Source organism: Paraburkholderia madseniana, assembly GCF_009690905.1.
GTDB lineage: Bacteria > Pseudomonadota > Gammaproteobacteria > Burkholderiales > Burkholderiaceae > Paraburkholderia > Paraburkholderia madseniana.
Genome location: NZ_VOSW01000025.1, coordinates 13,740 through 39,981 on the forward strand (window position 1 = coordinate 13,740; position 26,242 = coordinate 39,981).

Here is a 26,242-nt window from a genome sequence, read left to right on the forward strand (position 1 = left end):
GCTCAGCCCTTCCACGTCCAGTTGCGGATCTCTTCCTTGTCGATGCCCTCGGCATGCGCATAAGAAAGATGTTCGATGACCTGCCCACGCAGCCACTCTTTCGCGTGGTCGCCGACACCGCGCAGCGCCGGCACGCGATCGATCACGTCGATAGCCAGCGAGAAACGGTCGACCTGATTGATGATCGCCAGTTCGAGCGGCGTATTGATGTTGCCTTTCTCGTGGTAGCCGTGCACGTGCAGATTGCCGTGATTGGTGCGGTTGTACGTGAGTTTATGCACCAACGACGCATACGAATGGAAGTTGAAAATCACCGGCGTGCTGGTGGTAAACAACGAATCGAAATCGCGATCGGACAGACCGTGCGGATGCGCATGTTCAGGCATCAGGCGGAACAGATCGACCACGTTGACAAAGCGGATCTTCAACTCGGGAAAACGCTCTTTCAGAATCTGCACGGCGGCAAGCGCTTCCATTGTCGCGATATCGCCCGCGCAAGCCATCACCACGTCCGGCTCGACGCCCTGATCCGTCGACGCCCAATCCCAGATGCCAATGCCCTTGGTGCAATGCGTGACGGCCGAATCCATGTCGAGATACTGCAGATGCGGCTGCTTGTCGGCGACGATCACGTTGACGTAGTCGCGCGAACGCAAACAATGATCGGCGACGCTCAGCAAACAGTTCGCATCGGGCGGCAGATAAATACGCACCACGTCCGGGCTCTTGTTAGTCACGACATCGAGAAACCCCGGGTCCTGATGCGTGAAGCCATTGTGATCCTGGCGCCATACCAGCGACGTGATCAGCAGGTTGATCGAGGGCACCGGCTGCCGCCAGCCGAGATCGCGCTTCGCTTTCTCCAGCCACTTGGCGTGCTGATTGAACATCGAATCGATCACGTGGACGAACGCTTCATAGGTAGCGAAAAGCCCATGACGTCCTGTCAGCACGTAACCTTCGAACCAGCCTTCGAGCGTGTGCTCGCTCAGCATTTCCATCACGCGGCCGTCCACCGAGAGTTCACCGCCGTCTGCGTCGCTTGCCATGGTTTCGGCGAGCCAGGTTTTCTCGGAGGCCTCGTAGATGGCCGTCAGCTTGTTGCTCGCGGTTTCGTCCGGGCCGAACACGCGGAAATTCGTCATGTTGTTGCGCATGACGTCGCGCAGAAACGTGCCGAGCACCTCAGTCGGCGACGTGTACGAGCCGCCAGGCTTTTTCACCGCTACCGCGTAGTCGCAAAACGCCGGCAGGTCGAGCGTTTTGCACAGCAGGCCGCCATTCGCATGCGGATTGGCGCTGATGCGGCGCGTGCCTTCAGGCGCGAGTTCGCGCAGTTCCTCGACCAGACGCCCTGCTTTGTCGAATAACGATTCCGGTTCATAACTGCGCAGCCAGCTCTCGACGAGCTTCAGGCTCTTGCTATTCGTGACCGGATCGAGCACCGGCACCTGGTGCGCGCGCCACGAGCCTTCCACCTGATGGCCGTCGACTTCCTTCGGCCCGGTCCAGCCCTTCGGCGAGCGCAGCACGATCATCGGCCAGCGCGGCCGCGTTGCATCATTGGCTTCACGAGCATGTTGCTGGATCGCGCGGATTTCACCGACGCATTGTTCGAGCGTCGCGGCCATCTGCTGATGCATGGTGTCCGGATCGTCGCCTTCGACGAAATACGGCTTGTGGCCATAGCCGGTCAGCAACGATTCGAGTTCCTCACGGGGAATCCGCGCGAGGATCGTCGGATTGGCGATCTTGTAGCCGTTCAGATGCAGAACCGGCAGCACCGCGCCATCACGAATCGGGTTGAGGAATTTGTTCGAGTGCCATGAGGTGGCCAGCGGTCCGGTTTCCGCCTCGCCGTCACCGATCATCACCGTGACGATCAGGTCGGGGTTATCGAAGGCCGCCCCGTAGCCGTGCGACAGGCTATAGCCGAGCTCGCCGCCTTCGTGAATCGAACCCGGCGTTTCAGGAGTGCAATGGGAGCCGATGCCGCCGGGAAACGAGAACTGGCGGAAGAAGCGCTGCATGCCGGCTTCGTCCTCGCTGCGGTCAGGATAGATTTCCGAGTAGTGGCCCTCCAGGTAGCAATGAGCCAGCGTGGCAGGCGCGCCATGGCCCGGTCCGGCGACATAGATCACGTTCAGATCGAGCTTTTTGATCAGCCGGTTCAGATGCACCAGCAGGAAGCTTTGCCCGGGGTCCGAGCCCCAATGGCCCAGCAGGCGATTCTTGATGTGTTCGGGTTTGACCGGTTCACGCAATAGCGGGTTGTCGCGCAGGTAGATCATGCCGGCCGAGAGGTAGTTGCAGGCACGCCAGTAGCGGTCCATCTTGCGCAACGTTTCGGGCTCCAATGTTTTCGGCGGGGACGGACGGGAGGTTGCTTCGGCCATGGTGCCACTCCTTGAAAAGGACTGTCAGGCTGGTTAGCGGGTGCTGCAGCGATTGTTCGCGACGCGATCAGTGAAGAAAAACCGGCAATGGCGGCCGTCCTGTCATGCGCATGACATAACGCAAGCGTAGGGAAAAGGTCCGTTGTGCAAGGTTCCTGGGGGCGGGCCGGCGATCGTCAGGGGTGTGACAGGACATGCGCGTCATGGTTCGGCGCGATCGTCCAAAGTTTGATCTTGCGACGCGTGTGCGTCGCTTTCGTGTAGGCGCGGGAAGCGCCGATAGGGAAATGGCCGATCCGATTGCCGGCCCGAACGTTGGCTAACGCCCGTTCGATTGTTTGTTCGTTCGTTTGCGGGTGTTCAGTTGAAGGCCTTACACCGGCTCTTTCTCTTTCCGTTGTGGTGGCTGGTAGCGCCATTTGCTGGCATTGGGATCGTTGCGGGTGTCGTCGCGTTCGCGTTGCTCGGCGCGCGCTTCGTCGGCGCGGCCGAGTTCGGCGCGCCGGTCGCGCACGGCGCCAGGCGAATCGGACTGACGCAACGGCGACGGCGAACGTCGCGGAGCAGGTATTGGTGACATGGTGCCTCCCTTTTCGAGGATGTGTGACGAATCAACGTTTCTTGCCAGTCCAACGGTGGTCCGGGCGGTGCAGGAGACGAAGCTGACGCAGGTACATCGAAGCGCCGAACATCAGCGCCATGCCTGCTACGATGCCCCAGATTGCGGATGTCATGATTTTTCCTTGGCCCGCCGGCCGCACTGCGTTTGATCGCCTGCGACGTGAAAGTGGGCATCCGGTTGAGCGCGCGGTCGATTTTCAGCAAATCGGGTTACGACGCGCGCCAAGCAAGGATCATGCGCTCAATTGGCCGCCGTGTCTGTACGCTGTTGGACTGTCCGGCTGGCGGGCCGTTGGCGCGGCAGAGGTTGCCGGTCTTGCGCCAGACTTTAAGTGAGCATTAAGTGAATGCGATTAAGCTCTTCATGCTAAATGCGCGACGGCGGGCCGCATCTGGCGCATCCTCTGCTGCTCGCCCTCTATCTGAACGGCCACCATGTCGACACCCAGCCGCCTCAAAGGGCCCCTGATTCTCCTTCTCTCGCTTGTGCTGTTGTGCGCCGGTGTCGCCGTGCTGGTGGGCGTGTTCGGCTTGCTGGTCAAATTGCTGGGCCTTGGCTAGCAAGCCACCCGGTGGGCGCTGAAAGGCAGAAAATCTAGGCGCCCCCTACCGTCCCGCCGCTCAGAAGCATATCGACGTCGATATCAGCCAGCTCCCCAATCCTCTCGATGGTCACATCCGCGGGCGGATTGCTGGAAATCTCCTTGGGATCGAATGCGTAGTGCCCTTGGCGAGGGAAAACCGTAGTCAGCGTCTCTCCCCAGGCCTTCTTCATGGCGGTCAGAATCCGCAATTTGTCGTCCACCATCACATAGTGCCGGGCTGGATAGCACTCCATCACCTGATCGAGCATCTGTTCCTTATGGATGTAGATCAAAACCCGTCCCCCCACCTCTTCCCATAGGCCCGAACGGGAAATCTTGCGCGGCTGGAACACCACATCGCCGTCGGACAAAATCACCGCAGGCCCCCACTGCGACACATGTTTGATCGCATCCAATGCCCCCGGATACAGCCGGTTCGCAAACGGATAATCGATCAGAAACGCCGACATCAACAACAGGCGTGTGTCCCGAGGGTTCTCCAGCCGATACCGTTGCAACGCGCCGAGGTAATCGGCGTAGCCAAGCTCCGCCCGCAGACCTTCGAAAATTTCCCAGTACCGCGCACAGTTCTGCTCGCCGAACTCCCGTTTCATCTGCGCGCGTAAATCCGCCAGCACATGATCGTTGTCCAGCAACGTGTTATCGCAATCGAATAGAAAGACGACGTCGTGAGGCGTGGCATTAGAGGCTTGCATTGCGGCTCCCCGGAATTAGCTCTTGTGTCCATCGGCCGGCGTGGCCGCTTTCTCGACGTGACCGCCGAAGTCGTGCCGCATGGCCGACAACACCCGGTTCGCAAAATCCGCGTCGCCCCGCGAACTGAAACGCGCGAATAGCGCCGCGCTCAGCACCGGCGTCGGCACGCCTTCGTCGATCGCTGCCGCCACCGTCCAGCGCCCTTCGCCCGAATCCGATACGCGCCCTGCGTAGCTTTGCAGATCGGCGTCGCTGACAAGCGATCCTGCTATCAGGTCCAGCAGCCACGAACCGATCACGCTGCCGCGCCGCCATACCTCGGTGACCTCGGCGAGATTCAGTTCGTATTGGTAAAGCTCGGGACGGCGCAGCGGCGATGTTTCTGCATCGGCTTCGCGCGCGTGTTTGCCGGCATCGGCGTGACGCAGAATGTTCAGGCCTTCGGCATACGCGGCCATCATGCCGTATTCGATGCCGTTGTGGACCATCTTCACGAAGTGCCCGGCGCCCTGCGGACCGCAATGCAGGAAGCCCTGATCGGCCGTGCTGCTGCCGGCTGCGCGCCCCGGCGTGGCAGGCGCTGCGCCCGCACCCGGAGCAAGCGTCGAGAAAATCGGTTCGAGCCGTTTCACGACTTCAGTCTCGCCGCCGATCATCAGACAGTAGCCGCGCTCACGTCCCGCGACGCCGCCGCTCGTGCCGACGTCCACATAGTGAAGCCCGCGCTGTGCGAGTTCGGCGCTACGGCGTATGTCGTCGTGGTAATAGGAGTTGCCGCCGTCGATCACAATGTCGCCGGGCTCCAGCAAGGGCACGAGGTTCTCGAGCGTCCTGTCGACCACCGCCGCGGGCACCATCAGCCACACTGCGCGCGGTTTTTGCAGTTGCGCGACCAGGTCTTCCAGCGATGCGGCACCCGCGACGCCGTCCTGTTTCAGTTTTTCCACCGCCGCCGGTTGGACGTCGTAAGCGATGCATTGCTGACCGCCCTTCGTCAGGCGCCGCACCATGTCCGCGCCCATGCGTCCCAATCCAATCATGCCTAGTTGCATATCTCGCTCCGGAAAGTGTCTCGTTGCGCTGCTCGATCTGGCTCGGTGTGCTGCGGCCATGCCGCGCGCTTCGCAGGCGGCAAGTGGCTCTCCTAACTGTAGTTGCGTTTCGTGTGATCCGACGGACACACGGTAGCCGCCTCGCACCGTCCATGCAGTGAATCGGGCATCCCCGTCTGCATCGAACGACGATACGCTTCTTTGCTGAGGTTTTGCGCAGTCAGAAGTTCCGGACGTGCTTCGGTATGCGCTGCAGTCAGGACGTAGGCTTCGATTTAGCTAACTGCCTTCTTACACTTCTGGCACGCGATAGAGCGGGACGCTTTCGCCGGCGACACCGCATGTGGGCAATGGGATCGGTTTGGGCGCACGAGGGGCGCGCCACGTGTGAACTGCGCGCCCTATTGCCGGCGCGCCTGGACCTTCTCGTATTGCTGGAGCGCGAAACGCCGCACCGCACGCCACATGAGCGGATAACGATAGCCCGGCACGGCAAACAGCACCAGCGCACAAAGCGCCAGCAATCCGCAGAACAGGAAGGTGCCGCGATAGCTGAAAGCCTGGACCAGCAAACCCGACAACACGCCGGAGAGAATCGAGCCGACCCGCGCAGCGTTGAAGAACAACGCCGTTGCGCGGCCCGGTGCATGCGGCATCAGATCCTGCACGTAGACCATGCCGAGGCACGAAGTCACCGCGACCACGAACGCATTGAGTATCTGCATCGGAATCAGCACATGGACAGTCCCCGCCATCGACATCGCGACGAAATACAGCGCGTGAACCGCTGCGCAGGCGGCCAGCCAGTTCGGCTTGTGCAGCGTCGACGACTTCGCGCCGAGCGCGAGCATCATCGGAATTTCCGTCAAGGCGCCGAGCCCGAGCATCACCGACACGTCGAGATGCGTGCCGTTCAGGCCGTGCACGATGTAGAGCGGCAGCACGATCATGGTGGCGTTCGCGGCGAGACCCAGCAAGGTGAGCGCGGCCACGGCACGGCGGATGTCGTTCTGCGAGGCGACGCCCGGCAAGTCCTCGTGCGCCTCTTCGCCGGGTGCGGTCAGCGGCGGCACGGTGATCGAGGCCGACGGCTCCGAGGCCGTGTCTTCCACCGTGTGATCGCCCAGATGGCCTTGCGGCTCCCGCATGCGCCAGACGATGGTCGCGCAGGCCGCGAAACTGGCCGCGGCGAACAGGAAGAGCCCATAGAAACCGGCGCCGGCGAGCACCAGTGCGCCTACCGACGGCCCGAACACCCACGCCGCCGAGAGGATGGTCCGCAAGGTGGCGCTGGCGAATGCGCGCTCCGCGGGGTCCGGCACCGGCAGTGCCGCGCGGCTAAACGAGAACACCATCGAGATGGCCGAGCCGCCCGCACCGATGAACACAATGCCGACCGCCAGCAGCAGCCGGTAGTCACGCACTACGCATAGACAGAGATAACCGAGAGCGGCGGCCACCAGTGCCGCCAGCAGCAACGGCCGATGCCGTCCGCTCGCGTCGCTCCAGCGGCCGGCGAAGGTGCTGGCGAGCACCCCGCTGGCAGCGATCAGCGTCATGAAGATGCCGAGCCTGAGCGGCGTCATGCCGGCGCGCTCTACGCCGAACAGCGACAGATACGGAGCGGTGAACGACATCGCCACACCAAGCATGAGGGTGGCGGCGGCCAGCGGCTTGAAGCCAGGGATGTGCAGCAGGTCGAAAAAACGGGAGGTTTTCAACACGGGTGGCGGTGGGTCAGGGAAAGCGAGTCTGCGACGCGCGATGCGCGGCGCAGACTTCGTGGCCGGAACGAACGGGGCATTATCGGCCTGGCTTGCCGACGCGTAAACCTGCGCCCTCGCATCCCAATTCAGGGGATCTGCTCAGGGGGACGTGCGTGAGTGGCTTGAGCCTCAGCACTATCCGCGCCCGCCGGACGCACGACGACGTATCCGCGCTGCTCGAGCGTCCAACGGTGCCACTGGTTGCCATAAACGCCGCACGCAACGCCGAACAGCACCGACAGTACCAGCCCGATCGTGCCGATCGTTTCACCCCACAAGCCCGAGAAAAACAGCAACGTGTTGACCGCCAGCATGATGAAAGTGGCAAACCACATTCTCTTCGACATGGCCCAGACGAAGCCCAATAGCAACGCGCCCCAACTGAAACCGGTGGCGACCGCGACCGTTTCATCCTTGCCGGGGTGCCGAAGGTAGATCTTTTCTGCCATGTCCTTTCCTGAACGCGATGGTGCCTCGAGGGCGAATCATGACGTTTAACATGTCACGTTGACAAGAATATGCGTTTGTGTGAATACAGGCACTGGCTGAGGAACAACACGTTGGCGTTGAGGACTTTTTCCAGAACCCTGCAGGCCAGGATGCTTTGGCGCTGGCGGTAACGCAATGCGCGAGGTAGCAGGTTTTGTGCTTCGGCTGGCATTGTGGGTTTGCCTGCGCACAGGCAACTGCCACCCGCGCTGACGATCCTGACCATAGCTGCTACTCTTACAAAAATCGACGGGCAGCGAGACTCCGCGACAGTGGAAAGCCCTGCCGGCACAGGTAAAAAAGCACCGGAGCACTCATGGCAACCCGAACAGCCTATTCCCCCAAAGCGCCCGCACGAGCCGAAGTCGACGCCTTCCCTGGCGTCACGGTCATAGAATTCGGCACGGACTGGTGCGGCTACTGCCAGGGCGCACAGGCATCGATCGCAAAAGCTTTCGAGCCGCATGCCGGCATCAGACATCTGAAAATCGAAGACGGCCCCGGCCGCCCGCTGGGCCGGTCCTTCAAGGTGAAACTCTGGCCCACGCTGATCTTCATGCGCGACGGCGCCGAAGTCGCACGCATTGTGCGCCCGGCTAACGCCACCGAGATAGCCGAGGCTTTCGCGTCGGTCTGACAAGACTTCATCCGCTAACCGGATTACTGGGAGCACACTTCATGGACACCCGTAGCGAGCTGCAAGCCACCGTCGATGCGATGGCCCAACCCGGCAAAGGTCTTCTCGCCGCCGACGAAAGCGGCCCGACCATTGCCAAACGCTTCAAGACGATCGGTCTCGAATCCAGCGAGGAAAACCGCCGCGCCTATCGCAATCTGCTGCTGACCACGCCGGGGCTCGGCGAATTCGTGAGCGGCGTGATCCTTTACGAAGAAACACTCGGGCAGAAAGCGGACGACGGTACGCCTTTTCCGCAACTCTCCGCGAGGAACGGCATCGTGCCCGGCATCAAGGTGGACCTCGGCAAGATTCCGCTCGCACTCGCCCCGGGTGACGAAATCACCGAAGGCCTTGACGGCCTGGCCAGGCGTTTCGTCGATTACAAGCGCCAAGGCGCGCGCTTTGCGAAATGGCGCGCGGTCTACAACATCACGGCTAGCTTGCCGAGCCGCCTCGCCATCGAAGCGAATGCCGACTCCCTTGCGCGCTACGCGGCGATCTCGCAGGAAGCGGGCATCGTGCCGATCGTCGAACCGGAGGTACTGATGGACGGCGATCACACCATCGGACGCAGCGCGGAAGTGACCGAGGCCGTGTTGCACGAAGTCTTTAACGCACTGCACCGGCATCGCGTGGTGCTCGAACACATTCTGCTGAAGCCGAGCATGGTGCTGGCGGGCTCTGAGCACGCTCAGCAATCGTCGACCTCGGACATCGCGGCGCACACGGTGCGGATACTGAAGCGCACGGTGCCGTCGGCGGTGCCAGGGATCGTGTTCCTGTCCGGCGGGCAAACGCCGGAAGAGGCAACGGCCAATCTCGATGCAATGAATCGCCTCGGGCCGCTGCCGTGGAATCTGAGTTTCTCGTATGGCCGCGCGTTGCAGGAACCGCCGCTGCAAGCATGGAAAGGACAAGCGAGCAACGTCAAGGAAGCCCAGCAGGCACTGCTCAAGCGCGCCCGCTTGAACAGCGCGGCGGCGCTCGGCAAGTACGACGCTTCGCAGGAAAAGAGCTAGTCCCACGGCGAGCCGTCCACGCGTGCCGCGCTTGCCAAGGCGGCCTTACGGTTCGCAAACAACCAGCGCGTGCAGCTCGTCGATATTGAAGGGTTTGGCGAGTATCGCTACGCCGAGCCGGCGCGCCCGTTCGAGCTCGTCGGCGTAGCCGGTCATCAGCGCGATCTTCTGCGCCGGCCACGCGCTGCGTACTTTCTCCGCAAGGTCGATGCCGTTTAGCTTGCCAGGCATCTGAATGTCGGACAGCACGAGTTCGAACTTCGCGCCACCGCTCAGCGCGTCGAGCGCCAGGTCGGCGGTCGGCTCATGCCGCACTTCGCAGCCGAAGGTTTCCAGCACGGCGGCTACGCCCGCCGCCACCTCTTCGTTGTCTTCGACCAGCAATACGACGCCCATTGGAGCCGGTGCCGGCTGTTGCGCAGTTTCTACATCGGGCACTACCGCCTTCTGCCGATCGCGATAGCGCGGCAAATACAGTCTGACCGTTGTGCCACTGCCCGGCACGCTGTCGATTTTGGCCGTGCCGCCGGCCTGTTCACACATGGCAAGGACCTGGGCGAGGCCGAGGCCGGAGCCCGAGCCGCGCAGCTTGGTGGTGAACAGCGGCTCGAACGCGCGACGGGCGACGCCTTCGGGCATCCCTTCGCCGTCGTCGGAACAGGCAATCAGCACGTATTCGCCGTCGGGCAGCAAGGTGTCGCTGCCCACCAGACGGTTGTTCTGGCAACGGATCACGAAGCGGCCACCGCGCGGCATCGCATCGCGCGCGTTGACCGCCAGATTCATGATCGCGAATTCGAGGTCGGTCGGGTCGGCCAGCACCTGCCAGACGTTGTCGACCATGTTCAAGGCCATTTCGATGTTGTCGCCGAGCGCCGCGTCGATGAGTGGCGCGGCGCTCGGCAACCATGTGGCGAGGTTGACCGGTTCCTGCTTGAGCGGCTGTTTTTTCGCCACGCTCAGGAGCCGCCGCGTCAGCGATCCCGCCGTGGCGGTGGCGCGCTCGACGGCCTGCACCTCTTTTTCCAGGTTGTTATAGCGCTTCAAGCGCGCGAGTTCGGTGTTGGCCGATACGACCATCAGCAGATTGTTGAAATCGTGCGCGACATTGGCGACGAGATTGCTGAGCGCACCCATGCGCTGCAATTGCCGGCTCGACGCCTCGGCAGAAAGACGCATCGCCACTTCGCCTTGCCAGCGCTCCCACGCGCGGCGCTCGCCGGCAAGCTGGCGCAATGAGAAAAACACCAGCAGCCAGATCGCCACGCAAGGCACGGCCGTGATCGCCGCGATCGCCATGAAATGCTCGCGCCACGCGGCGTCGATCGAGCCCGCTTCATACGCGCTCATCACATAGAGCGGGTAGTCGCCGACGCGGCGAAACGCCAGCAGCCGTTCAACGCCATCGACCGTTGACGTCAGACGGATATGGCCGAATAACTGTTTGTCGCGCAATGCCGCGATGAACGCGCTTTGCTGGGTAGGCTTGGCGCCGCTCGGCCACGCCGGATAACGCACCAGCAAGCTGCCGTCCTGACGGTACAGACCTAGCGAGAGCGACGTATCGCCATTCGTCAGTTCACGGTAGAAGCGCGAAAAGTAGTCGGTGCGCAACGCCACAGACACCACGCCCAGGAATTGCCCATTCTCGCCCGAGCGGCCGGTCGCAGTGTTGAACACATTGGTTTGCGACAGCGGCCCGAATAAGGGTAGTGAGAAATAGGGTTGCGGCCGCATCGCCTTGGCGGCAGTGAAGTCTTCACGTTGACTATTCGACATGACCGGCGCCGGATAAGCGCGACTCGACACCAGCAGTTTTCCATCCGCACCGAGCAGGTAAATCGATGCGACCTGCGGAAAGTCACCGCCGATTTGCCGCAGACGGTCGTGCAAGCCGGCTTCCTGCGCGCGAATCTGCGCGTCATTGTCGTTGCCGAGCAGGTCGACGATACGCGAGGCCATCTGCTGGTCGAGGTCCAGCACCTTGACGGCCTCTTCCTCGGTGACGCGCGCGAGCCGGTCGATCATGTCGTTCGAATCGGCAATCCGGCGCTGGTAATCGAAATACCCGTAACCCGCGAGGCAGGCCAAAGGAAACACAATCGAAACCGCGAGCACGATCAGAAGCACGCGCCGCGTCACCGCGAAATTACGCGACGGCATGGGGAAATCGACTGCAACACGTTCGGCACGTTGCACGGTCACGATCTCCATGAAAGATGAGTACGGGTCGGGGTGGTCGTGCACGACGCGCCCCGCGTTGTCCGTGCGCTTTTTCCGCTCCCCGGAATTTACCGCACTTCCGCCGTTCTCCATAGCGTGGCTCGTGACGGAAACGACGCACGTGTGGCGGCCGTTAGTCGGGCACACGCATTGCGCACGTAGGGCGTCCACTGATAGGCCGTTCACCGCGTGTTGCAGCGCGGTGAAGAACACTCAGGCGAGTTGGTTCCGGGTAGGTCCCATTTAGTCAGACGTAACGGGTCATGTGAACCGCACTCGTCACGTTCCCGCCGGGCGTTCGTTCTCGTCAGTGGTGAGTTGTTCTTCCAGGCGATCAAACACGCGTTGCGTCGCGCGGCTTGGCGCGTCGAGTGCGAACAGCAGCAGTGAACGGCCCGTCACCTGATAGGCGTCGCCGGCGCTGAATTGCGGCAACTCTGCGCGCACCGGCATATTCGTATCCAGCAGACAGGTCCACTGATCGCCCTCGGGAATCTCGGGCAGCGTGAAATTGACCACGTCGTGATGCGCGTTCAGCACCAGCAGCAAGGTCGCGTCGGACGCGGGACGTCGAATGCCGCTCGCCTGAGCGCGTCCGTCGATCACGAGGCCGAAGCAGCGCATCGACGGATCGTCCCACTGTTCCTGCGAAAGATCGGTGCCGTCAGGAGAAAGCCAACGCGCGTCGGTCACGTCGAGCGCCTCGTTGTATTCGCCGGTGAGAAAGCGCCCGCGACGCAGTACCGGTAGACGATGGCGCAGCGTGGTCAGATTCTTGACGAACTCGGTCAGTGCACGGCCGTCGTCGTCGATGCCTTCCCAATCGACCCAACTGATCTCATTGTCCTGGCAATACGCGTTGTTATTGCCCTTCTGCGTGCGGCCGAATTCGTCGCCCGCGAGGATCATCGGCGTACCTTGCGAGAGCAGCAACGTGGCCAGCAGATTGCGTTTTTGACGCTCGCGTTGCTGCCGGATCTCCGCATCGTCCGTCGGGCCTTCGATGCCCATGTTCCATGACTTGTTGTCGGAGTGGCCGTCCTTGTTGTCTTCGCCGTTGGCCTCGTTGTGCTTGTCGTTGTACGAGACCAGATCGTTGAGCGTGAAACCGTCGTGCGCGGCGACGAAGTTTACGCTGGCCCACGGACGGCGCCCACGATGGTTGAACTTGTCGCCCGAACCGGTCAGGCGTTTGGCAAGATCGGGGACCTCGCCTTCGTCGCCCTTCCAGTAGCCGCGCACCGTATCGCGAAAGCGATCGTTCCATTCGGCCCAGCCGGGTGGAAAGCCGCCCACCTGATAGCCACCGGGGCCGCAGTCCCACGGCTCAGCAACCAGTCGCACGGCGGAGAGCACCGGGTCCTGCCGGCAACTGTCGAGGAAGCCGCCGCCTTCGTCGAACCCGTGCGTTTCACGGCCGAGAATCGTGGCGAGGTCGAAACGGAAACCGTCGATCTTCATCTCCGTCACCCAGTAGCGCAAGCTGTCGGTGACCATCTGCAGCACGCGTGGATGGGACAGATTGAGCGTGTTGCCGGTACCGGTATCGTTGATGTAATAGCGCGGCTCGTCCGGCATCAATCGATAGTAAGACGCGTTGTCGATGCCTTTGAAGGAGATCGTCGGACCACGCTCGTTGCCTTCCGCGGTGTGGTTGTAGACCACGTCGAGAATGACTTCGAGGTTGGCATTATGAAAACGGTCGACCATCTCCTTGAATTCGCCGACCGAGTCGATCGACGACGCGAAGAAGCGCGGGTCGGCCGCGAAGAAGCCGATCGTGTTGTAGCCCCAGTAATTGGTGAGGCCTTTGTCGAGCAGATGGCTGTCGTTGACGAAGGTCTGAATCGGCATCAATTCGACCGACGTGACACCGAGGCTCCTGATGTAATCGAGCACCACTTGCTGGCCGAGTCCCGCAAAGGTGCCACGCAAATTCTCCGGTACTTCGGGATGACGTTTGGTAAATCCGCGCACGTGCGTTTCATAGAAGATCACGCGCTCCGAGGGCAGCGCATTGCGTTCCGGATGACTCCACGAAAAGTTGGCGTCGACCACCTTGCACTTCGGCACGAAGGGCGCGCTGTCGCGCTCGTCGAATGACAGGTCGCCCTCTTCCGAATCAAGCGTATAGCCGAAAATTTCCGGCGCCCATTTGAGCTCGCCGATATGCGCTTTGGCGTAGGGGTCGAGCAGGAGTTTGTTCGGATTGAAGCGATGTCCTTTTTCCGGTTCATAGGGTCCGTGGACCCGATAGCCATACACCGCACCCGGTTTCAGATTCGGCACGAACACGTGCCAGACCTCGTCGGTGTACTCCGGAAGCTCGATGCGTTCGATTTCTGTCTTGCCGGTTTCATCGAACAGACAGAGTTCGACTCCGGTTGCATGCGCTGAGAACAGCGCGAAGTTCACGCCGCTTCCGTTCCACGTCGCACCAAGCGGGAAAGGTGTGCCTTCCGCGATGCGCGTCGAATAGCTGGCCTGGGATGACATAGGGATTCCTGTGGAAGCTGAAGGCGCTTGCGCACGTGTTTTAAGCGCGCAAGCTTGCTGCTCCAGCAAATTATGGACCTGAGTGTTGCGCACGCAGCACAAGGCGTCCTTCAGGCAACTACGGAAAAACGCACGGACGTCGCAGTGCAAGCACTGCATACGATGCATTCGCCGTGCATGAATGGAGACAGGAATGACGCGGGCTAAAGAGTGTCCGCTGAACCGGCTGACCGGTGAGAACTTCGCAGAGGAATTAACGCATCGGGCATAAATACGCCGTCTTTACTGTGGTCCCACAGTATGCAACGCGGCGGCAGACTCGAGCACGCGCAAGAGGCGCTCCGGTGTCAGGGGTTTGGCACAATGCGCATCGAAACCAGCGGCCTTGGCGCGCACCTTGTCTTCGCGCGAAGCAAAAGCCGTACAGGCCACCAGCAGCATGTCCGAAGTCAACGGGTTGGCCCGCAGGCGGCGAGCCAGCTCGAGACCATCGAGGCCGGGCATCTTGATGTCGAGCAGAACGGCGAACGGCTGCCATTCACAGGCCATGCCGCACACGGCGAGCGGATCGCACAGCGCGCGGCACTCGAAGCCGTCGGCGCTCAGCAGCATCTGCAAAGCTTCGGCCGCCTCGCGGTAATCGTCGACCACGAGCACGCGACGGTTTGATGCCATCGCATACTGAATAGTCCGCCAAACCACGACGTCATCGCTCTCGTCCATTCTGTCGTCGAACGTCACCCTGGTCTCCCGGCTTCTTTCTGGTGCCACGTTTGGGCATCGAGGAACATGCGTGCAAGATTCGCTCCCACCGCGCGGCAAGCGCTTATCGCTCGCCAGGCATACGCTTCGGTTTTCGCCACACCACGCTCGATCCGCCGCTGCACACGCGCTACCTCATCACCATACCGTACTGGGCCGACTACCGCTTCCTGATTTATGCTGTCTTGACGCCTCCGGACACATCGTGCGCAAGCACGGAATATTGCGTTGAAATACGGATGAAACGCACTTCCGCCGTGCATGCCGCCCTTGCTGCGTGCATTGCGCATGGCTTTATATTCACCTTTGCATCATCGGCCCGTTGTATACGAGCGAATATAGTCACTGCGAGTTGGGGAAAACACGCAAACTTCAGTTGAAGGAAAACGCGAAATTTTGTCGAAAAACGGCGTCGCATTGAGGATTCCTGCTTGCGGGTTATCCCGCACAGCCGGGCTGAGACCGCCGTCGCGAACCGGGCATGCCAACGATACGAATGACTTTTCCATGTCGGCGCGCAGCCCAGGCCTCGCGGCGAGACTGCGGTAACATTCCGCATCGATGCCGGGCCTGGCGTATTCCCTACCCATCCCGGCAGGCCACAGGACTCGACGATGAGCGTCACGAAGCGCAACAACGTAAAGATTTTCGGTAGCGGCAAGCGGACCATGATGTTGGCGCATGGTGTCGGCGACCAGCGCATGCAACGCCACCTCGCGCCGCTGAGCCTGTAAGACGATGCAAAGCACGCACCGCCCCTTGCCGTCCGCCGATACCTTGTTCGAGCACGCCGCCTGCGGCCTGCTCGTGACCACCCCCGACGGCTGGATCCTGCGTGTGAACGCAACCTTCTGCAGTTGGCTCGGCTATAGCGCGCCGGAGCTTGCCGAGGTAAAGCACATTCAGGATCTGCTGACAGTCGACAGCAAGGTGTTCCATCGGACGCACTGGTCGCCGCTGCTGCAAATGCAGGGTTCGGTGGCCGAGGTCAAACTGAACATGCTGCATCGGGACGGCCACATGGTGCCGATGCTGCTCAACGCGGTGCGCCGCGATCACGGCGAAAGCAGCTACCTCGAAGTGGCGGTGCTGATCGTCGCGGATCGTCACAAGTACGAGCAGGACTTGCTGCTTGCGCGCCGCAACGCAGAAGCGTCTGTCTCCGCGCATCAACTCGCTCAGAAAGAATTGCAGGAAAGCCGCGACGTGCTGAGCCTCGCCATGCGCGGGGCGCGCATGGGTGCGTGGTCGCACGAGTCGAAGTCAGGCAAATTCTGGTGGAGCCGCGAACTGGAAGCGCTCGCGGGCTTCGCCGAGGGACGGTTTGCGAAAATGCCCGGTGGCTTTTTCGAACTGATTCATCCCGGCGACCTGATTGCGCTCAACGAGGCAGTCGATCATGCGGTGAAAAGCGGTGACGACTACGTCGCCGAATTCCGCTTCCTGCATGCAAGCGGCGACTGGTGCTGGATGGAAGGCCGTGGCCGCGCCACCTACGACCGCCAGGGCGAGCCGCTGACAATCTACGGCCTCGGCATCGACATCACCGAGCGCAAGGACGCGCAGACCGTGCTGCTGCGCCAGGCAGCGATTTTCGAACACCTGAGCGACGCGATCGTTATCACCGACCTGCGCGGCAACATCACCGATTTCAACGCCGGAGGCGAGCGCGTGCTGGGTTATCGCCGGCGCGAAGTTCTCGGCAAGCCGATCGCCATGTTCTATCCGCCGGAAGACGCGTTACGCATCCACCGGGAAGTGCTCGCCGCCCTCGCCGCGGACGGCACGTGGCGCCGCGAACTGACTTTCGTGCGGCGCGACGGCACACGCGGGGTCTGTGAAACGGTGGTCAAACCGCTGGCAAACGCGCGTGGCGACATCTATGGCGCGGTCAGCGTGAGCCGCGACATCACCGGGCGCAGGCGCGCCGAACAGCAATTGCAGCGCCTGAATCTGGAACTCTCAAAAGCCGATCGCCGCAAGGACGAATTTCTCGCCACGCTCGCGCATGAGTTGCGCAATCCACTCGCGCCGATGCGCAACGTGCTCGAAATCCTGCGTCTGAAGGAATTCGCCGACCCGCAATTGAGCTGGTCTCGCGACGTGTTCGACCGGCAATTGCAGCACATGACGCATCTGGTCGACGACCTGCTGGAAGTGTCGCGCATCACGCAGGGCAAGCTCGAATTGCGCAAGCAGCGGCTCGAACTCGCGCGTGCGATGCAATCCGCCATGGAAGCGGCGCGGCCCACCGTGCAGGCGTCGGCGCATCATCTGAGCGTGACGTTGCCGCGCGAGCCGCTCTATCTCGACGCCGATCCCACACGCCTGTCGCAGATGATCCTGAACCTGCTGAACAACGCGGCCAAGTACACGCCGCCCGGCGGCAGCATCTCGCTCGCCGCGGAGCGCGAAGGCGATGAAGCGGTGATCGTCGTGCGCGATTCCGGCATCGGCATTCCGCGCGAGCATCTGGACAGCGTGTTCGAAATGTTCTCGCAACTCGCCCCGGCGCTGGAGCGCTCGCAAGGCGGTCTCGGCATCGGTCTCGCGCTGGTGCGCGGCCTCGCCGAACTGCACGGCGGCACGGTCGCCGCATTCAGCAACGGTCCAGGCACCGGCAGCGAGTTCGTGATCCGCCTGCCACTATCGAAAGCGACCCCGGAGCAGTCGGAGAGTTCGCCGGCCGAGATGCCGCGTACGGCAGGTTTGCGCGTCGTGATCGTCGACGACAATGCGGACGCCGCCGATAGCCTCGCCATGGTGCTCGAACTCGAAGGCCACGAGGTGCGCACAGCCGGCGACGGCATCGCCGGGCTGGAACTGATCGGCGAATTCGCACCGCAGGCGGTGATTCTCGATATCGGCTTGCCGCGCCTGAACGGCTATGAATTGGCGCGGCGCATTCGCCACGATCATCAGGACGCCGACATTCTGCTGATCGCCGTCACCGGCTGGGGTCAGCAGCAGGACAAGCAGACCGCTGAAGAAGCAGGCTTCGACCATCATTTCACCAAGCCTGTCGATCCGCGGGAGTTACAACGCGTATTGAGCCGCTAACGCACAGAAACTTCAGCCTATGCTCGATGATCAGGTAATCAGTGCCCTCGCCGCGCACGACATCGTTCCCGATGCAACTCAGCGCGATGCCATCGCGGCGCTCGTCACGTTGCTGGGCGCAAACGGGACAAACGGGCGACGCACAAAGTCCGGTTCCACGCCGGCACATCAGGGCGTCTATTGCCACGGCTTGCCCGGTCGCGGCAAAAGCCTGGTGGTCGATACGGTATTTGAGCTGGCAAGCTGCCGGAAGCGGCGCCTGCATTTCCACGAATTTCTGCGCGAGATGAACCGGCGCCTGGTGAATGAGCCGCGCGACGACGACCGGCTGGGGTCGGTCTCGCGACAATGGCTCGACGGCGTGGAGCTGCTGTGCTTCGACGAATTTCACGTGCACGATATCGCCGACGCGTTCCTGATGGGCCGGTTTCTCGATACCGCGATCGGCCTGGGCACGCGCATCGTGCTGACCTCGAACTACGCACCGGACGCCCTGCTGTCCGACCCGGAGTTTCACGAGCGTTTCCTGCCGACGATCGAACAGATCAAACGTTGCTTCACGATGATTCACTTCGACGGCGCACGCGATTATCGTTTCGGCGGCGAAGAAGCCGCGCTGTCGCATTTCTTTGCACCGCTCGACGCGGCAACTGGCGACGCGCTCCTGGAAATTTTCGAGCGCTATGAAGGCAACGAGACGCTGGAGCCTGCCACCGTCAGCGCGGCAGGCCGGCCGCTCGCCGCGCGCGCCGCAGGTGCTGCGTTGCTATGGGTGGACTTCGACAACCTGTGCGTGGCGAGCCGTTCACACCTTGACTATCTGGACCTCGCCGAGCATTGGCACGGTCTGATTCTCGACCAGGTGCACACTGAATGGCTCGCCAAAGCGCATACGCTGCAGCGGCTCATATGGCTTGTCGATATCTTCTACGACCGCAAATGCGCGCTGTTCATCGCGTCCGATCAGCCGATCGAGGCGGCGCTGAGCGGACTCGAAGGCGCGCACGATCTGTCGAGAACGCTGAGCCGTCTCGCCGAAATGCAATCGCGCGGTTATCGCAGCACGCTCGACAACACTGCCGGCAGGATTGAGATCGCTGCAGCGCAGACGGTCGTTCAGCCATGACAGCGGCGTGAACGACCGTCTGCAGACACACCCTACGCCTTGCTGCTCTTACCCTTCACCCGCGCAATCTGCTGCTTCGCCGCGTCATACACATGCTCGGACGTGAAGCCAAACCTCTTCTTCAGATCGGCGAACGGCGCGGACGCGCCGAACGTATGCATCACCACCTGCGCGCCGTGCCGCCCGACATAGCGGTCCCAACCCAGCGTTGCCGCCTGCTCGACAGCGACGCGCGCATCCACATCGGGCGGCAGCACGGAATCCTGATAGGCCTCGTCCTGTTGCTCGAAGATGTCCCACGACGGCATCGACACCACTCGCGCCGCGATCCCTTCACTCTTGAGCTTCTCGTAGGCGTCGGCGCATAGCGACAATTCGCTGCCCGTGGCGAGCAGAATCACTTCAGGCTTCTGCCCGTCAGGCGCATCGGCGAGCACGTAAGCGCCCTTCTGCACGCCTTTGGCCGACGCATAGCGCGTGCGGTCCAGGGTCGGCAACGCCTGACGCGACACGACGATGCACGACGGCCGTCGCGGATGTGACATCGCCACGCGCCACGCTTCGGCGACCTCATTCGCGTCGCCCGGGCGCAGCAGGGTCAGTCCCGGCACGCCACGCAGCGAAGCCAGTTGCTCGATCGGCTGATGGGTCGGACCATCCTCGCCGACGCCGATCGAATCGTGCGTGAACACGTAGATCGCCGGCACTTCCATGATTGCGGAAAGGCGAATCGGCGGCTTCATGTAGTCGCTGAAAATCAGGAAGGTCGAACCGAACGGGCGCATATTCGACAACGCGAGCCCGTTCACCGCCGCGCCCATGCCGTGCTCGCGAATCCCGAAGTGCAGGTTGCACCCGCCATAGTCGTCGGATTCGAAGCTGCCCGCGCCTTCGAACTTCAGATTCGTTTTGGTGGACGGCGCGAGATCGGCCGCACCGCCGATCATCCATGGCACGCGTGCGGCAATCGCGTTGAGCACCTTGCCTGAGGAGTCGCGCGAGGCGATGCCCTTCGGGTCTGTATCGAACGTAGGGATGTCGCTGTCCCAGCCCTCCGGCAATTCGTGCGCTTCCATCTGTGCGAATTCGCGTGACAGTTCCGGGTATTGCCTGTTGTACGCGTCGTACTTCGCCTGCCATGCCTCGCGCGCCGCCTTGCCGCGTGCGCCGATGCCCTGCGCGAAGCGTTCATGCACGCCGTCCGGCACGTAGAAGAACTTGTCTTCGGGCCAGCCATAGAACTTCTTGGTCAGCGCCACTTCTTCGACACCGAGCGCCTCGCCATGCGCAGCGGAGGTGTCCTGCTTGTGCGGGGCGCCCCAGGCGATGATGCTGTGGACCACGATCAGCGTCGGCCTGTCCGTGATGCTTTTTGCTTCGGCAAATGCCGCTTCCAGCCCCGCGGCGTCGTTGGCATCGTTTACGTGCATCGTGTGCCAGTTGTAGCCGCGGAAACGGCTCTCCACGTCGTCGCTATAAGCGAGGTCGGTGTGGCCCTCAATGGTGATGCGGTTGCTGTCGTAGATCCAGATCAGATTCGACAGCTTCAGATGCCCTGCAAGCGACGCCGCTTCGTGCGAGATGCCTTCCATCATGTCGCCGTCGCCGCATAGCGCGTACACGCGGTAGTCGAACAGGGGCGCATCGGGTTTGTTGAAGTGGCTTTCGTGCCAGCGTGCCGCCATCGCCATGCCGACGCTATTGCCTAGCCCCTGGCCGAGCGGACCGGTGGTCGTCTCCACGCCGCTGGTCATACGAAATTCGGGGTGGCCAGGCGTCCTGCTGTCGAGCTGGCGGAAATGTTCGATGTCGTCGAGCGAGACGGCGGGCGCACCGGTCGGCTTGCCGTCGTGGTCCACGGCCTTGACGTTCGCCAGATGCAGCAGCGAGTACAACAGCATCGACGCGTGCCCCACCGAGAGCACGAAGCGGTCGCGATTCGGCCACAGCGGCTCGTCCGGATCATAAACAAGGTGGTTTTGCCACAGATGGTAGGCGACCGGCGCCAAAGCCATCGGCGTGCCGGGGTGACCGGAATTGGCCTTTTGCACAGCGTCCATCGACAGCGTGCGAATCGTGTTGATGCACAACTGATCGAGGGCGGGATCGTTTTGCATGGGGACACTCCTTGTTCGGCGGTTGGAGACGTCGCCGGGACGCGTATTGAATCGGCGTGGTCGGCGACCGGTGTTCGTCTGGAAGAACGCTTGAGGACCACAAGGCTCATCGATGATGCGCCGATGCGCGTAAATCTGCACGGCGCGTTACATCCTGTGCCGTGTTGTGCCGATGATTGGAGATGGTTCTTTCAAACGGCTTGCGGCTTTACCTGGCGCGTTACTTCTCGGGGGCCGCACGGTCGGCGGCCACGATCTCGCGGCCGTAGTCGATCGCCGCGCGGCGCGCCTCGTCGGCAGTCGCGTACGGGCCGATCTCGGGTGCGCCATCGAATGGAAACAGAATCCGCCTGTCGGCTTTTCTGACGACTTTCAATCCACCTATGTAACGGCCGTCGCCTGTTCCGTGATAGCTGGCGTAAATCTCGAAGTCGTCGTCAACCACGTCGGCCTTATGTCGCGCCATGTGTATATCCCTATCCCTGCACCTCTGGTCCGGTGCGCCTATTCGAATGGCAGCAAGCTGCGTACCGGCGTTCAGCAATACCTGTTCCACCCGAAGCGGAATCGGCTCAGCGCGAGATTGGGAGGGGAGTAAAACAGCGCGCACTGGAAATCCGATGAACTCGGCTCCAGTGCGCCTGGGCAAATCGACACGCGGTTGTTGTTGCCTCAACGGGTTGCGGCGACCGTCGTACGGACGGCCGTTACGAACGTACCACTGAAGCCGCATTAAAACTGATGCAGCATCCCGACATACGCGCCGGTTTGCGATTCGCCGGCGAGTGGACTCGTGTTATTGGTGGCATCGCGCGGCGACGCTTCAAGCGAAAAATTCGAGTTGCTGCCGTTGCGCACGTAGCCCACCGTGCCGTACACGAAGGTCCGCTTCGAGAGGTTATAGGTGGTGCCGAGCACGTACATCATCGCGTGGCCGGACGGGTCGTGCGCGGCATCGCTGCCGCCGTCGCCGACCTTGATGTAATAGCCGCCCGCCGTTACCGCCCAGCGGGACTGGATGTTGTACGTCGCGCCGAGCCAGTAGTGATCGGCAGTGTCGGCCACGCCCGCCGGTGAATCCGGCGCCGAGTAATGCGTATAGGCGCCCTGAATCTTCCACGCATCGAAATGCACATTCGCACCGGCGAAATATTCGCGCGAAGCCTGGAAGATATTGCTGAAGCGGCCGTTGCTGTCACGCAGTTCGTCGTAGATGCCGCGCACGTCGAAGAGCGGCGAGTGATACGTCAGCATGATGCCGTCGGAGCGGCCAAACTCGCCTGCTGCACCGCTGTTGAACGCGCCCGCCTGATTGCCGAAAGCGTATTGCGCCTGCACGTCGAAGCCCCAGAACACCGGGCTGTGATACTCGACGTTGTTGCTCGTCTGCTGCCAGTTACGTCCGCGCACGAGCGATGCCGACGAAAATGCCTCCTGCACGAACGGGTCGAATTCCCACACGCCGTCGCTATCGATGAACAGATTGCGCCCGGCCTGCAGCGTGCCCCACTGGTCGCTCTTCAGGCCGACGAAAGCACGCCGTGACCACAACCGTCCGCCACCCGTGGTGCCGTTCATGATTTGCAGACCGGTTTCGAGGTTGAAGATCGCATTCAGCCCGCCGCCCAGATCTTCATTGCCTTTGAGGCCCAGCATACTGGTGCCCCAATCGCCGCCTTCCGCACTCCAACGGGTCGAACTGCCGCCCGCGCCATTATTGATGTGATTCAGGTATTCCACGCCGCCGTCGAGACGGCCATATAACGACACGCTGGTTTGACCATAGGCCAGCGGACTGATCACCGCCAGCGCGGCCACTAATTTTGTATGTAGTCTCATCATTGTTTTGCCGTGAGTTTCTTTGTCGAGAATAGAATGTTGTAAAACTACACGTTTCGCGCCGAACTATAGGTGATCGGTGCTTGCTGGCCTATCCGTTTGACGCAATAAGCATTTGCGGACTGCGCGCCCGGCATTGAAAATCCGCAGTGGAATTGGCGCGCCTCAAAAGAAATCCTCATCGATGAGATCGAAAGGTACTCACGATAAGATAGTCGGTCATTCGGCATCAGCCAAATAGAAACGCATTGATCGTTTGCCCATTCATCCTTTGCCACTCGCCATGAACGTGCCTGAACTGACCGAAGACGAAAACCTTGGCCTTTACCAACGTGCGACAGAAAACGGCGCGGAATGGTGGCGCGTCAGCGTGGCGGACCGGCCGGAAAACTATCGGCTCGAACATGGCGTCGATGACGGCAACGGCACCGGCTCGGTCGATATCGATCTGGTGGTCGACGCGGAAAACCTGCGCGCGAAGCTGAAGAAATGGCGCCGCGAAGGTTTTGCAATCGATACGCCCGACGCCGCGGACGAAGCAGGCGCTGCAGAACGGGTGGCCTTCATGCCGGAGTTGCAGCGCGTTGCGGCGCTGGCCTCGGCGGCGAAGCGCCATCTGCAGATAGAGGACGCGGGCGAAACGGTACGCATCGGTCGTGTCGACGTGCCCTGCGGCGTCGACAATCCGCTCGTGCCTCGCATCAATCCGGCCTATCTGTTTTCCGAGCGCTTTAACGACATCGTCGAAGATATCGTGGAGAACCGGCGCGTCATGCTGATCGGTCACACCGGCGCCGGCAAGACCAGCCTGATTGAACAGGTCGCCGCGCGCTCGCATCACGGCGTGTTGCGCTCGAACATGAACGGGCAAACCACCGTCGGCGATTTTGTCGGCTTCTGGACGGTCAAGGGCGGCGAGACGATCTGGGTGGACGGCGTGCTGCCCACGGCGATGCGCGAGGGCCTCTGGCTGATCGTCGACGAAATCGATTTCGCCGAGCCGTCGATTCTCGCTGCCCTCACCGCCGTGCTCGAACCGCACGGGCGTCTCGTGCTGAAAGAGAAAGGCAATGAGATCGTCGCGCCGCATCCTGCGTTCCGGCTGTTCGCGACGGCCAATGCGGTCGGTGCGATGAGCCAGTTCCGTCATCTGTATCAGGGCGCGAATCTGATGAACGAGGCGTTTCTCGATCGCTGGCGCGTCTATATGTTGGACTATCTGACGCCCGCCGAAGAAGCCGACGTGCTGATGCGCACCCTCGCCCCGCACATGACACGCGCGCTCGCCGCCACCCTCGCCGCGATTGCCGCCGACTGCCGTGCGGCGTTCGCTCGCGAAGACCTGTCGAGCGCATTTTCCACGCGGCGCCTGCTCGACTGGGCCGAGTTGATGCTGCGCACCGGCGAACCCGAACGCGCCGCCGGTCCTGCGATCTATGCGAAGGTTAGCCCCGAAGACGCAGCGCTGATTCGCGGCATCGTTCGCCATCACATTGCGCCGGCTGCCTGACGGTCAGTGACCACGACACGCACAACACGCACCATGAACGCCATGCACGCAATGCGCGACACGCGAGGCTTCGCGTTTGAATCGACGCTCAGCAAAGTGGCGCGCGTGCTGACCGGGCAATACGGCGTGACGGTCGCCTTCAGTCCGGATGGGCCCCGCGTGGAGCCGGGCCGCATCGTGATTCCCGATTACGAGTTGAGCGGCGGCGTCGAGCGCGACGTGCTGATCGGCTATCTGGATCTGCTGGTGGCACGCGCCAAACATTCGTCACTCGCACAGATGGACGCGCTGCCGCCGGGCGTGGCGGCGAATCTCGCGCAGGTGATCGAGGATCGCCGCGTTTCTTCGCAACTGCTCGACGAGTATCCGGGCGCACGCTGGTTCATCGGTAAACTGCGAGCGCATGCCGCTGAGCAGGCGCGGCAACGCTGGCCGAAGCTGCATTGGCGCGACCGGCTGGTCTGGCTGGTGGAGCGCGCGCTGTGGGACGAGCAACCGACCCGGACCGAAGCGAGCCATTCCCTGCTGGCCGCGCTGCACGCCGCCCAGGATCTGCTGGACGAGTCGCGCAGAAGCCGTTCGACCGCGCATAGCATCGCGGCAGCGCAGGCCTTGGTGGCGCGCGTGCGGGCTTTGTCGGCGGGCGATGTCAACAGCATGGTGTTCACCGCGGATCCGGTTGAAGACATCGACACGGAAACCGCCGCGTCTTCCTCGGCGCCACTCGACGATGACGACACAGCCCTGCCCGATCAGGACAACTCAGCCTCACCGCCGTCCGATAAAAGCGGTGGCGCGCAAGCGGAAAACGCGGTGGGCATGGGGCAATCGCTAGCCGATGCACAGCAAGCGTCGGCACGTTCCGAAGGCGAAGCCGGTACCGCTTCAGACACCGCTCGCGCGCGGCTATCGATTCCGCTCGCCACCGAATTCGACGAGATCACCGACGTCACCGGTCAAGGCGACAGCGCGACATGGCGCGAGCTTCGCGCGCAAGCCCGAGCGGACACCGCGCCGCTCAAGGAGAAACTGGAGCGTGCGCTGAGCGCGGACGAACGCATCCGTTGGCGTCGCGAACAGGAACGCGGAGAGATCGACCGCACCTCGCTCGCCAAACTGGCGACCTCGCCCGGTTACCGCACGCCGTTTCGCACGCAGCGGGCAGCCAAAGGGCGCGACGTCGCGGTGACCTTGCTGATCGATCGCAGCGGCTCGATGGCCGGGCGCAAGATCGAGCTCGCGCGCCTGTGCGCGACCGCGCTGTGCGATGCGCTGACGCAGTTGTCGTTCGACTGCGAAGTGCTTGGCTATTGCTCGCTCGAGTCCACGCCGATGAAGCAACTGTATGAGCGACAACTGGCGGCCGGCGCGGATTTGCAGCGCTATAACCGCTTTGTCGAGCGACTCGATCTGAAAGTCTATAAACGCTTTGGCGCGACGGATCTGAGCGGGATCGCCACGATCGATTGCGGCCACGAAAATCCTGACGGCGAGGCGCTCGCCTGGGCCGCGACGCGGCTCGCAGATCATCAAGCCGAGCGGCGGATCCTGATCGTGTTCTCCGACGGCTATCCGTCGACCGGCGACGGTGACCCGCAGGTACTGCGCCACGATCTGCGCGAACGCGTCGCGGCGATCCAGAAGCGCGGCATCGAACTGCTGGGAATCGGCGTGCTGACCGATGCGGTCGAGGACTTCTATCCACACAATGTGGTGGTGAGCCGCCTTGCCGAATTGCCGTCGACGGTGTTCTCGGTGTTGAGTTCGATGCTGCTGACGCGCTAGT

At 62.1% G+C, this 26,242-nt stretch carries 20 protein-coding genes; 7 read left to right on the forward strand and 13 right to left on the reverse strand.

Going from position 1 to position 26,242, the window contains the following annotated elements; genetic code table 11:
• Positions 1 to 2: 2 nt before the first annotated feature.
• The 3 genes from FSO04_RS15040 to FSO04_RS48285 form a co-directional block, all read right to left on the reverse strand.
• Positions 3 to 2,396: a phosphoketolase family protein gene (locus FSO04_RS15040; RefSeq protein WP_154560441.1), complete on the reverse strand. Its 2,394-nt coding sequence runs from the start codon at positions 2,394 to 2,396 to the stop codon at positions 3 to 5.
• 373 nt (positions 2,397 to 2,769) lie between these two features.
• Positions 2,770 to 2,976 (reverse strand): hypothetical protein, encoded by a 207-nt coding sequence (locus FSO04_RS15045; RefSeq protein ID WP_101563197.1) that lies wholly within the window; start codon positions 2,974 to 2,976, stop codon positions 2,770 to 2,772.
• A gap of 31 nt (positions 2,977 to 3,007) precedes the next feature.
• Positions 3,008 to 3,130 (reverse strand): hypothetical protein, encoded by a 123-nt coding sequence (locus tag FSO04_RS48285; protein ID WP_266239280.1) that lies wholly within the window; start codon positions 3,128 to 3,130, stop codon positions 3,008 to 3,010.
• Positions 3,131 to 3,452: 322 nt separating this feature from the next.
• Between FSO04_RS48285 and FSO04_RS48290 the strand changes: the two genes are divergently transcribed.
• Positions 3,453 to 3,578 (forward strand): hypothetical protein, encoded by a 126-nt coding sequence (locus tag FSO04_RS48290; protein WP_257021129.1) that lies wholly within the window; start codon positions 3,453 to 3,455, stop codon positions 3,576 to 3,578.
• Positions 3,579 to 3,612: 34 nt separating this feature from the next.
• On the opposite strand, the gene FSO04_RS15050 is transcribed toward FSO04_RS48290, so the two are convergent.
• From FSO04_RS15050 to FSO04_RS15065, 4 genes are all read right to left on the reverse strand, one after another.
• Positions 3,613 to 4,317: an HAD family hydrolase gene (locus FSO04_RS15050; RefSeq protein ID WP_154560442.1), complete on the reverse strand. Its 705-nt coding sequence runs from the start codon at positions 4,315 to 4,317 to the stop codon at positions 3,613 to 3,615.
• A gap of 15 nt (positions 4,318 to 4,332) precedes the next feature.
• Positions 4,333 to 5,430: a phosphogluconate dehydrogenase (NAD(+)-dependent, decarboxylating) gene (gnd, locus tag FSO04_RS15055; protein WP_154560443.1), complete on the reverse strand. Its 1,098-nt coding sequence runs from the start codon at positions 5,428 to 5,430 to the stop codon at positions 4,333 to 4,335.
• A 341-nt stretch (positions 5,431 to 5,771) separates the two neighbouring features.
• Entirely contained in the window at positions 5,772 to 7,094 is a 1,323-nt protein-coding gene (locus tag FSO04_RS15060) for a sugar efflux transporter (protein WP_168435691.1), read from the reverse strand.
• A gap of 128 nt (positions 7,095 to 7,222) precedes the next feature.
• Positions 7,223 to 7,585 carry a DUF2628 domain-containing protein gene (locus FSO04_RS15065; RefSeq protein WP_154560445.1) on the reverse strand — a complete coding sequence of 121 codons (363 nt, stop codon included), beginning with the start codon at positions 7,583 to 7,585 and terminating at the stop codon, positions 7,223 to 7,225.
• A 356-nt stretch (positions 7,586 to 7,941) separates the two neighbouring features.
• Here FSO04_RS15065 and FSO04_RS15070 point away from each other — a divergent pair, with 356 nt between their 5' ends.
• On the forward strand, positions 7,942 to 8,262 hold the full coding sequence (locus tag FSO04_RS15070) for a thioredoxin family protein (protein ID WP_054035427.1): 321 nt from the start codon (positions 7,942 to 7,944) through the stop codon (positions 8,260 to 8,262).
• Between the two features lie 41 nt (positions 8,263 to 8,303).
• On the forward strand, positions 8,304 to 9,323 hold the full coding sequence (locus tag FSO04_RS15075) for a class I fructose-bisphosphate aldolase (protein WP_154560446.1): 1,020 nt from the start codon (positions 8,304 to 8,306) through the stop codon (positions 9,321 to 9,323).
• 45 nt (positions 9,324 to 9,368) lie between these two features.
• On the opposite strand, the gene FSO04_RS15080 is transcribed toward FSO04_RS15075, so the two are convergent.
• The 3 genes from FSO04_RS15080 to FSO04_RS15090 form a co-directional block, all read right to left on the reverse strand.
• Entirely contained in the window at positions 9,369 to 11,522 is a 2,154-nt protein-coding gene (locus tag FSO04_RS15080; protein WP_174825287.1) for a hybrid sensor histidine kinase/response regulator, read from the reverse strand.
• A 303-nt stretch (positions 11,523 to 11,825) separates the two neighbouring features.
• Positions 11,826 to 14,042, reverse strand: a complete 2,217-nt coding sequence (gene glgX, locus FSO04_RS15085) for a glycogen debranching protein GlgX (protein WP_154560447.1) — start codon at positions 14,040 to 14,042, stop codon at positions 11,826 to 11,828.
• A 282-nt stretch (positions 14,043 to 14,324) separates the two neighbouring features.
• Positions 14,325 to 14,783 (reverse strand): response regulator, encoded by a 459-nt coding sequence (locus FSO04_RS15090; protein WP_171927094.1) that lies wholly within the window; start codon positions 14,781 to 14,783, stop codon positions 14,325 to 14,327.
• A 759-nt stretch (positions 14,784 to 15,542) separates the two neighbouring features.
• On the opposite strand from FSO04_RS15090, the gene FSO04_RS15100 reads away from it, so the two are divergent.
• Together FSO04_RS15100 and zapE are read left to right on the forward strand one after the other, a co-directional pair.
• Complete coding sequence (locus FSO04_RS15100; RefSeq protein ID WP_154560448.1) at positions 15,543 to 17,864, forward strand: hybrid sensor histidine kinase/response regulator; 2,322 nt, start codon at positions 15,543 to 15,545, stop codon at positions 17,862 to 17,864.
• A gap of 19 nt (positions 17,865 to 17,883) precedes the next feature.
• Positions 17,884 to 18,990 (forward strand): cell division protein ZapE, encoded by a 1,107-nt coding sequence (gene zapE / locus FSO04_RS15105; RefSeq protein ID WP_154560449.1) that lies wholly within the window; start codon positions 17,884 to 17,886, stop codon positions 18,988 to 18,990.
• 32 nt (positions 18,991 to 19,022) lie between these two features.
• Here zapE and tkt read toward each other — a convergent pair whose 3' ends face one another.
• The 3 genes from tkt to FSO04_RS15120 all read right to left on the reverse strand — a co-directional run bounded on the left by tkt (position 19,023) and on the right by FSO04_RS15120 (position 22,946).
• Entirely contained in the window at positions 19,023 to 21,107 is a 2,085-nt protein-coding gene (gene tkt / locus FSO04_RS15110) for a transketolase (RefSeq protein ID WP_154560450.1), read from the reverse strand.
• Between the two features lie 220 nt (positions 21,108 to 21,327).
• Positions 21,328 to 21,573: a DUF6723 family protein gene (locus FSO04_RS15115; protein WP_093644253.1), complete on the reverse strand. Its 246-nt coding sequence runs from the start codon at positions 21,571 to 21,573 to the stop codon at positions 21,328 to 21,330.
• Between the two features lie 266 nt (positions 21,574 to 21,839).
• A complete protein-coding gene (locus FSO04_RS15120; RefSeq protein ID WP_154560508.1) occupies positions 21,840 to 22,946 on the reverse strand; it encodes a porin in 1,107 nt (368 codons plus the stop codon).
• A 283-nt stretch (positions 22,947 to 23,229) separates the two neighbouring features.
• Here FSO04_RS15120 and FSO04_RS15125 point away from each other — a divergent pair, with 283 nt between their 5' ends.
• Entirely contained in the window at positions 23,230 to 24,456 is a 1,227-nt protein-coding gene (locus FSO04_RS15125; RefSeq protein WP_154560451.1) for an AAA family ATPase, read from the forward strand.
• 33 nt (positions 24,457 to 24,489) lie between these two features.
• Positions 24,490 to 26,241: a cobaltochelatase CobT-related protein gene (locus tag FSO04_RS15130; RefSeq protein WP_154560452.1), complete on the forward strand. Its 1,752-nt coding sequence runs from the start codon at positions 24,490 to 24,492 to the stop codon at positions 26,239 to 26,241.
• Position 26,242: the final 1 nt, after the last annotated feature.